3 protein-coding genes are annotated in these 7,992 nt (G+C 52.9%); 2 read left to right on the forward strand and 1 reads right to left on the reverse strand.

Translation table 11 applies throughout. The features are described from left to right. Window positions 1-88 precede the first annotated feature (88 nt). Window positions 89-655, reverse strand: coding sequence for a sigma-70 family RNA polymerase sigma factor (locus HY774_19405; GenBank protein MBI4750658.1), 567 nt, complete (start codon window positions 653-655; stop codon window positions 89-91). A 119-nt stretch (window positions 656-774) separates the two neighbouring features. Between HY774_19405 and HY774_19410 the strand changes: the two genes are divergently transcribed. Together HY774_19410 and HY774_19415 are read left to right on the forward strand one after the other, a co-directional pair. Beyond that, complete coding sequence (locus HY774_19410; protein ID MBI4750659.1) at window positions 775-4,731, forward strand: protein kinase; 3,957 nt, start codon at window positions 775-777, stop codon at window positions 4,729-4,731. Between the two features lie 531 nt (window positions 4,732-5,262). Then, on the forward strand, window positions 5,263-7,992 hold a 2,730-nt coding region (locus tag HY774_19415; protein ID MBI4750660.1), incomplete at its 3' end, for a hypothetical protein.

Here is a 7,992-nt window from a genome sequence, read left to right on the forward strand (position 1 = left end):
CCACAGCGGAACACCGAGGGGCGTCAACCAGCCTCTCTGGGTTCTTCTGTGGTGAGTTTTTTTCCGAGGGCTCAACAGACTCAGAACACTACCCAACCCCCTTGATTTCGCTGACCAGCCAGGCTCTGGTCAGTCGCCATTCGCGGTTCATTGTGGCCAGTGAAATCCCAAGCACGGCGGCGACTTCTTCGTTGCTCAATCCCGCAAAGAACTTGAGTTCGACAACTTTACTTTTTCGTTGGTCGATTGCTTCGAGCTTGGTGAGCGTCTGGTTCAAGGCCAGGATTTCCCAATTTTGACGATCATCAGGCAAGCCAATGACTTCATTGAGGGTGACTTTATGCCCTCCGCCTCGCTTTTCAGTTTTGAGCGCCAGGGCGTGGTTGACCAGAATATGACGCATCATTCGTGCTGCAACCCCAAAAAAATGAGCCCGGTTTTGCCATTGTAAATCCTGTTCACCCAATAGCTTGAGATAGGCTTCGTGGACGAGGGCCGTGGTTTGCAAGGTATGGTCAGGGCGTTCCCGGCGCAGGTAGCGGCTGGCGATTCGATGCAATTCGTCATAGACTAAGGGAAAGAGTTTATCGAGGGCGGATGAATCCCCTTGATTCCATTCCTGTAAGATCTGAGTCATATCTGGTGGCAAACTCATACCCTTTTTTTCCTCCACATCACACCATATCGCAATCTTCTCTGGCGGAAAAGATGCAGTGGGCTCTTTTGATTTCACTATTCCTCTTATGCTTCCACGGGTTAGCCTCTGATGTATGTTTGGCTATCCATGGACCTGCTCTCAGCCGAGAAACTGATCTGGCGGAGCTGGCTCGACCAACCTTCCGCTTTTTCACCGACCAGGCCGGTTTGCCGCAAAACACAATCAACTGCATCACGGTTGACCGAAAAGGGTATCTCTGGGTTGGGACACAGGATGGCGCCGCTTACTACAATGGCCGCCAGTGGACTGTGGTCAATATGCCGAATCGAACGGCGTCAAACGATGTCACCAATATCCTGGCGGCTTCAGATGGAAGCCTGTGGTTTACGACCAATGGTGGTGGACTGGCCAATCTCAAAGATGGGAACTGGATCCGCTTTGACACGACCAACTCAGGTTTGCCAGATGACTCTCTGGAAGGACTGGTAGAAATTATTGAACCAGATGGACATTCCACGCTCTGGATTGGTACGTCACAGGGATTGGTGCGATATGAACAGAACCATTGGACGGTGTTTTCGACTCAAAATTCAGGGCTTTCAGATAACCTCATCAGTTCAATCCTCGCGGTTACCGATTCGTCGGGGAAACAATCATTGTGGATTGGGTCAAGTACCGGGTTTACCTGCTATGAATCCGGGCAGTGGAAACATTTTGAGAACCACCAGGAAGGAAGAGGCCCGGCACAGGTTTTGCAAATGTGTACTACCCGGTCCTTCACTGGAAACACTGTGCTGTGGGTCGGAACCAATGGAAATGGATTGATCCGACACGAAGCCGGCCAGTCGGTGTTTTTGACTCCAGATAATTCAGAATTACCAGACGGTGTGATCCAGGCGCTGTGTCCGACAATTTCACCTTCTGGAAAAGAGGCCCTCTGGGTTGGGACCGCCGGAGGTCTGGTCTGGTTGGAGGAAACTTCACAACTACAGGGGACAGGGGACAGGGTTCAGGGGTTAGAGAGTCAGGCTCTTCCGAAGTATCGCTGGAAAATCACAACCACTGAAAATTCAAATCTTTCGAGCAATTTGATTTCCAGTTTGTTTGAACTGACAAATTCATCCGGCTGGCGGACCTTGTGGGTTGGAACATACAGCAATGGCCTAGGTCGGTTTGAAGAACAAGGGTGGGTTAGTCTCTCGGCGAGAAACTTTCCCTCCATCGGAAGCCGTGCCTATAGTTTGCTTGAAACTATTTCCCCAGCCGGGCAGTTCACGTTCTGGATTGGCACCAACAGCAATGGCCTGTTTCGCTATGAGGCCGGCCAATGGACAACCATCAATACCCAAACTTCGAATCTTCCTTCCAACCAAATTCTGAGTTTATTGGAAACCAGGTCACCTTCTCACCCGTCCACTCTGTGGGTAGGAACTGACGGCTCTGGTCTGGCATGCCTTGAAACCAGCCGCTGGACGACGTTAACGGCTGAAAACTCAGGCTTGCCCGGCAACATTGTAAATTGCCTGTGCCGGGCGGCATCAGCTTCTGATCCGTCGGCACTCTGGATTGGAACGTTAAATGGTCTGGCACGTTTTGAGGCCGGGCAATGGACCACATTGACCGAAGAAAATTCTGACCTTCCCAGTAACCGGGTTTTTTGTCTCCACGAAAGCCTTTCCTCGGATGGACAGCCTTGTTTATGGGTTGGGACGTTGGGTGGTGGGCTGGCAAGTCTGAAAAATGGGAAATGGACCATCTGGAACAGTGCTAGTTCGCAACTACCGAACAATTCAGTACTCAGTCTGCTTGAAACCACTGCGCCATCCGGGAAACGGGTGCTCTGGGTTGGGACATATGGTGGTGGCGTTGCCTGTTTCGAAATTGATTCTCCCGCCGCCCCCTGGCTCGTGTTGACTGACACCACCACACCTGAACTCCCAAACAACACGATTTATCAGATTTGCGAAGATGCCCAAAAACGAATTTATCTTTTGACCAACAAAGGCGTGGTTCGTCTTACGCCACGACTCCCAACTCCAGACAACCCGGCATCCTATGCGGTGTACACCTTTTCAATTGAAAACGGCTTGCCAGGCAGCGAAGGGAATCAAGGAGCGTCGCTGGTGGATCATCAGGGGCGTATCTGGGTGGGAACAACTGGCGGAGTGGCAATGCTTGATCCGGCCAGAGCCGTTGATGACCGGTCACCGAAGCCGCTCTATATTGAGCGATTGATCATCAACAGAACGGAACGGCGCGGGAGTGACCAGCCTTTTTCCTTGCCCTACACTGAAAACAGCCTGGCCTTCGATTTTGCGCTGTTGAGCTATTTCCGTGAAACAGACACGATGTATCAGGTTCAACTGGCTGGCTATGATTCCCAACCCACACCCTGGACTTCAGCTTCGACCAAGGAATACACCAATCTAAAAGCTGGCGACTATATCTTCAACGTGTGGGGACGCGACTCGTTTGGGACTATCGCCGGTCCAGTGTCGGTCAGGTTTACCATCCGACCGGCACCCTGGAATACATGGTGGGCCTATCTTGTGTATTTGCTTGGTTTAGCCGGTGCCGGCTATGGCGGAGTCCAGTGGCAACTTCGGACGCTCCGGCGACGCAACGAGCTTTTGGAGCATAACGTCAAACTTCGTACCGAAGAACTTTCTCAACAGAAGGCTGAACTTGGTCAAAAGGTACAGGAACTCTATCAGAAAAATCAGGAACTGGTTGAATCACACCAGCGAGCTGACCGCATCTTTTCAGCTCTGGCCGAAGCCCTGCCTGGAACAGTCCTTGACGGAAAATATCGGCTGGATGAGAAAATCGGCGCCGGTGGGTTCGGTGTTGTTTTTCGCGGTACACATCTGACCCTTCATCATCCAATTGCCATCAAAGTATTTAAACCCTCATCGGGCAACGATTCACCAAAAGCTGTGGAACGCTTTAAACTGGAAGGCGTTACCGCCGCCAGGCTCAATCACCCAAATATTGTGAGGGTGCTCGATTCGGGCATTTCAACCGACGGCATTGCCTATCTGGTCCTGGAGTTGCTCCATGGGCATTCTCTGGCTCGGGAACTTCGTGAGGTGAAAATCCTTTCACTTGAGCGAAGCGCCATGATTCTGATTTCAGTTTGCGATGCCCTGGCCGAAGCTCACCGCCAGGGGCTGGTTCATCGCGATATTAAGCCCGACAATATTTTTCTCCATCAAACACCTGACGGCGAAGTGGTTAAGGTCGTGGATTTTGGCATCGCGAAAATGTTGGAAGCCAGTAGTGACGTGAATCTCCAAAACTTGACTGTTACTGATGGGCTGATTGGGACACCCAAATATATGTCTCCAGAGCGTTTGGAGGGAGAGTCATACGATGGTCGGTCTGATGTCTATAGTTTGGGGCTGGTGCTCTACGAAATGTTATGTGGTGAAGTGCCGTTTTATTCTCCAACCAACGGATTATTGGGAATGATCAAGCGACGCATCACCGAATTGCCGAAACCGCCAGGAGCAATCAATCCAGCACTTTCTGAAGCTGTTGAAACTGTAATGTTACAGGCGCTGGCCAGAATTCCCGATCAACGACCAACAGCCGAAGAACTGAAACAACAATTTCTCAGTGCTTCGGGTTTGGACCTGACAACACTCAAGGCGTCATCTGTCTACTCACTGCCAGTACAAACTCTCACTGAGAATGAGCTATCACGCGACAGCCTCAGTTCACTCATCCATTCCAGGGCCCTGGCTCATCGGATGACACACGTTGGGAATATTCTGGCTGATTTACTTGAGCGCTCACCTGGAAACCGGGAAACCGTGGTACAAGAGATTTCGACAGATGATCCTCAGTTGAAGGCCACCATCACCGCACTGGTAGCGCCCGGCGATCAAGAACTCCAGGGGGAATTTTTGACGAAGGAGCTCTGGATCAAAATTGAGAAAGTTTTTTTCTCAGTACTGAACTATCCTCCTCACCAGTGGGCGGAGGTTCTGGATGAAGAGTGTGCTGGAAATGCATTTCTCCGCCAGAAAGTTGAGCTTCTGATTGCCGCTGATTTGGAAGCCAGGGAGTAATCGGGTTCTGGGTTCCGGGTTCAAAAACCCTAACCTGTGACCCCCATAAGCATCAGGATAAGGATTTCAGGCCCGGAGGGTCATCGTGTAATAGCCATGGTGCGAAGCCCACGGTCACGGTCCGTAGCGAGACCCAAATTCGATCAGAACACCATTCAATGCCACCAGAAAGAGCACGGGCTTTCTTATCATGGCGCATATGGGGTGCAGAGCCACCCCCAGGCTACCTTCTGGCTACCTCTGCAAGGTGTATTTACTTGTTATTGCGGCGTTTATGACCCTGAACCCCGAAAGCCTGAACCCTGTTTTGTTTCTCCAAATTGCTGGATTTTTCCCACTCACCTGTTTATTCTAGGTCCCCCGCCTGAATCGTGTATCAAATTCACTGCCGCTGAATAGAGTTATCGTATTGTGGAATCAACTCATTGATTTATCTAAGGGTTAACCTATTGAAATGATTGTGTTTCCTAAATTCTAAACCCAACCCTCAAATGGATACTACCCCATTTTTCATCTTCTGGAGCATGTTTTATGGCTGTGCATCGTTTCAAGCCCCATTGGCTGGCATTCATGATTGTGGTTTGCCTTGGAATTTACTGTCACGCTCAATCCTGGTTGTCAGAGCCAGCCGTTTCCGCAACTGGGGTCCCGGCTGGCGGTGGAGCCGTTTCTCTGCAAACGGGATCAAAACTTTCAAGTGAAACCCACCCGGTCGAGTTGTTTTCAGCGTTGCAGGCCCAGCTTCAGTCAGCCGATGGACCGGTGGTCGAGGCGGTGGCGACTGGATTGGAGCGGCGTCTGAGTGGGACGCCGGACAATATGACCATTGAATGGAAGGTGGTGCCGGGAGTGGATCCAGGGCAGATCGAAGTTGAGTTTCCAGAAATTGACGAGGTTGAGCAAACCGGTGACGGTCAGTTGGTGCTGCATCAGCAGCCAGACACGACGTTGCAAATTACCGGTGTGAAAGCCTGGCAGGAGACGTTTGCTCAAGTGATTGAGGTTCCCGTCACAGTGGTGTACCAGGGGAATGGGCGGGTTCAGATGAGGTTTGGGTTCTTTGTGGCCAGTAATCCGCTTCAGGTCAGCCTGCAGGTTGTAACGAGGCGGGGATTTGCTCCAAACGCGACATTGACGGTGACAAGTGGGGGTGATAGTGGAGCTGGAACATTGCGTGACCAGATTGCGGCAGCAATGGCGGGCGATACGATTGTGTTTTCTGGGGTATCAACGGTGACATTGACCAGCGCTGAACTACTCATCAACAAGAATCTGACAATTGAGGGTGGTGCCGGGGTGACAGTGACCCGGAGCACGGCTGGTGGCACTCCGAATTTCAGAATATTCAACATCAGCAGTGGGACTACGGCCATTTTGAACAACCTATCCGTTACCAACGGAAGAGCTGCGGATGGTGGTGGGATCAATACTGCCGGTACCCTGACCATGACCAACAGCACCATCTCGGGGAATACTGCTGCTGGGGGAGGCAATAACCGCGGAGGTGGGATTTTTAGCGCGGGCCCGGTGACCCTCACCAACTGCACCATTTCCGGCAATGTGGCTACCGGGGCGGATACCACCCAGCTCGGTAGTGGCATTTACAGCAACGGGGTCTCAATCTTCACCAACTGCACCATTTCCGGCAATATGATCACCTCGAGTGGGAATGCTATCAGCCTTGGAGGCGGCATTTATTATCAGGGCGGATCAATCGCCCTTACCAATTGCACGATTACCGCCAATTCCGTCTCTGGTGGTTTAACCTGTCGGGGAGGTGGCATTACCAGCAGCTCAAATGCTGTAAGTTTGCAAAATACTCTCGTTGCTGGAAATTCAGTCACGGGATCATCACAGAATTTTGGACCAGACATAGTGGGGGCGGTGAACTCGCTGGGGTTCAACCTGATTGGCAATACCGCCAATGCCACCATCAATGGGGACCCAACCGGAAATATCCTGAACGTCAGCCCGATGCTTGGAGCACTGGCATCAAACGGCGGACCAACCCAGACACATGCGTTGCTGACCGGAAGCATGGCCATTGACGCGGGTACCGCGACGGGGACCCCGTCCTTTGACCAGCGTGGATTTGGTCGTTCGGGCAATACCGATATTGGTGCCTTTGAATTCAATGGATTGGCTCCGACGACGGTGACTTCGATGGTGCGGGCTTCGGGAAATCCGATTTGTGCTGGAGCGTTGGTGGACTGGACCGTGACCTTTGGGGCATCAGTCACCGGAGTAACCAGTACCAACTTTGCCGTGGTCGGCGGGACGGGAACGAGCATCACCAATGTCACAGGATCGGGAACGACCTGGACGGTGACGGTCAACACGGGAACGACGGGAACGGCGTCGCTGGGGCTGAATATGGTCAACTCAACCGGGATTGCACGACCATTAACCAATCTTCCGTTCACGGGGCAGACATACACCGTGGATACCCCGCCAACGGTGAATGCCGGATCAGACCAGATGGTGTGTGCCAGCAGTCCGGCGGTGACGCTGGCCGGGGTGGTCGGTGGAAGTGCCAGCAACGGAACCTGGAGCGGAGGCGCTGGAATGTTTGCGCCAAATGCCACGACATTGAACGCGACCTACACGCTCTCCGCCGGGGAAGTATCAGCGGGAATGGTGACGTTGACGTTGACGACCAATGATCCGGCTGGACCCTGTGGGCCGGTGAGCGATACGGTGACGATTACGGTGGCACCGGTTGCAACCGCCAATGCTGGACCGGACCAGTCAGTGTGCGAGAGCAGTCCAGTAGCCACACTGGCGGGCGTTGTTGGCGGAAGCGCGAGCACCGGGACGTGGAGTGGCGGCAGCGGAACGTTCTCACCAAACAACACCACGTTGAATGCCACCTACATGCTTTCGGCGGGAGAGGTTCTGGCTGGAACGGTGACGTTGACACTGACGACCAATGACCCGGCTGGACCCTGCGGGAGTGTGTCGGATACGGTCACCATTACCATCGGAAGCTGCCTTGGATTGCTGGTGGCGGATACGACAAACAACCGAATTCAGGGCTTTAACGGGACCGACTGGAGCGTGATTGGCGTTGGAACGGTGGGTACCGGAAATGGCCAGTTCCGGTTGCCGGAAGCGGCTGTAGTTGATGGAGCGGGACGGATCTATGTGGCGGACACGGGAAACAACCGCATCCAGTGGTCAACCGACAATGGAGCGACCTGGGCCAACTTTGCCACCAATGGCACGGCAACCAATCAGGTGAAAGCGCCGCAAGGACTGGCG

It is taken from the genome of Acidobacteriota bacterium (assembly GCA_016208495.1).
In the GTDB taxonomy this organism is placed as follows: domain Bacteria; phylum Acidobacteriota; class Blastocatellia; order Chloracidobacteriales; family Chloracidobacteriaceae; genus JACQXX01.

Bases quoted from the DNA above. Each gene is read 5' to 3' on its own strand.
- HY774_19405 (MBI4750658.1), bottom strand. From the start codon at position 655: ATGAGTTTGCCACCAGATATGACTCAGATCTTACAGGAATGGAATCAA.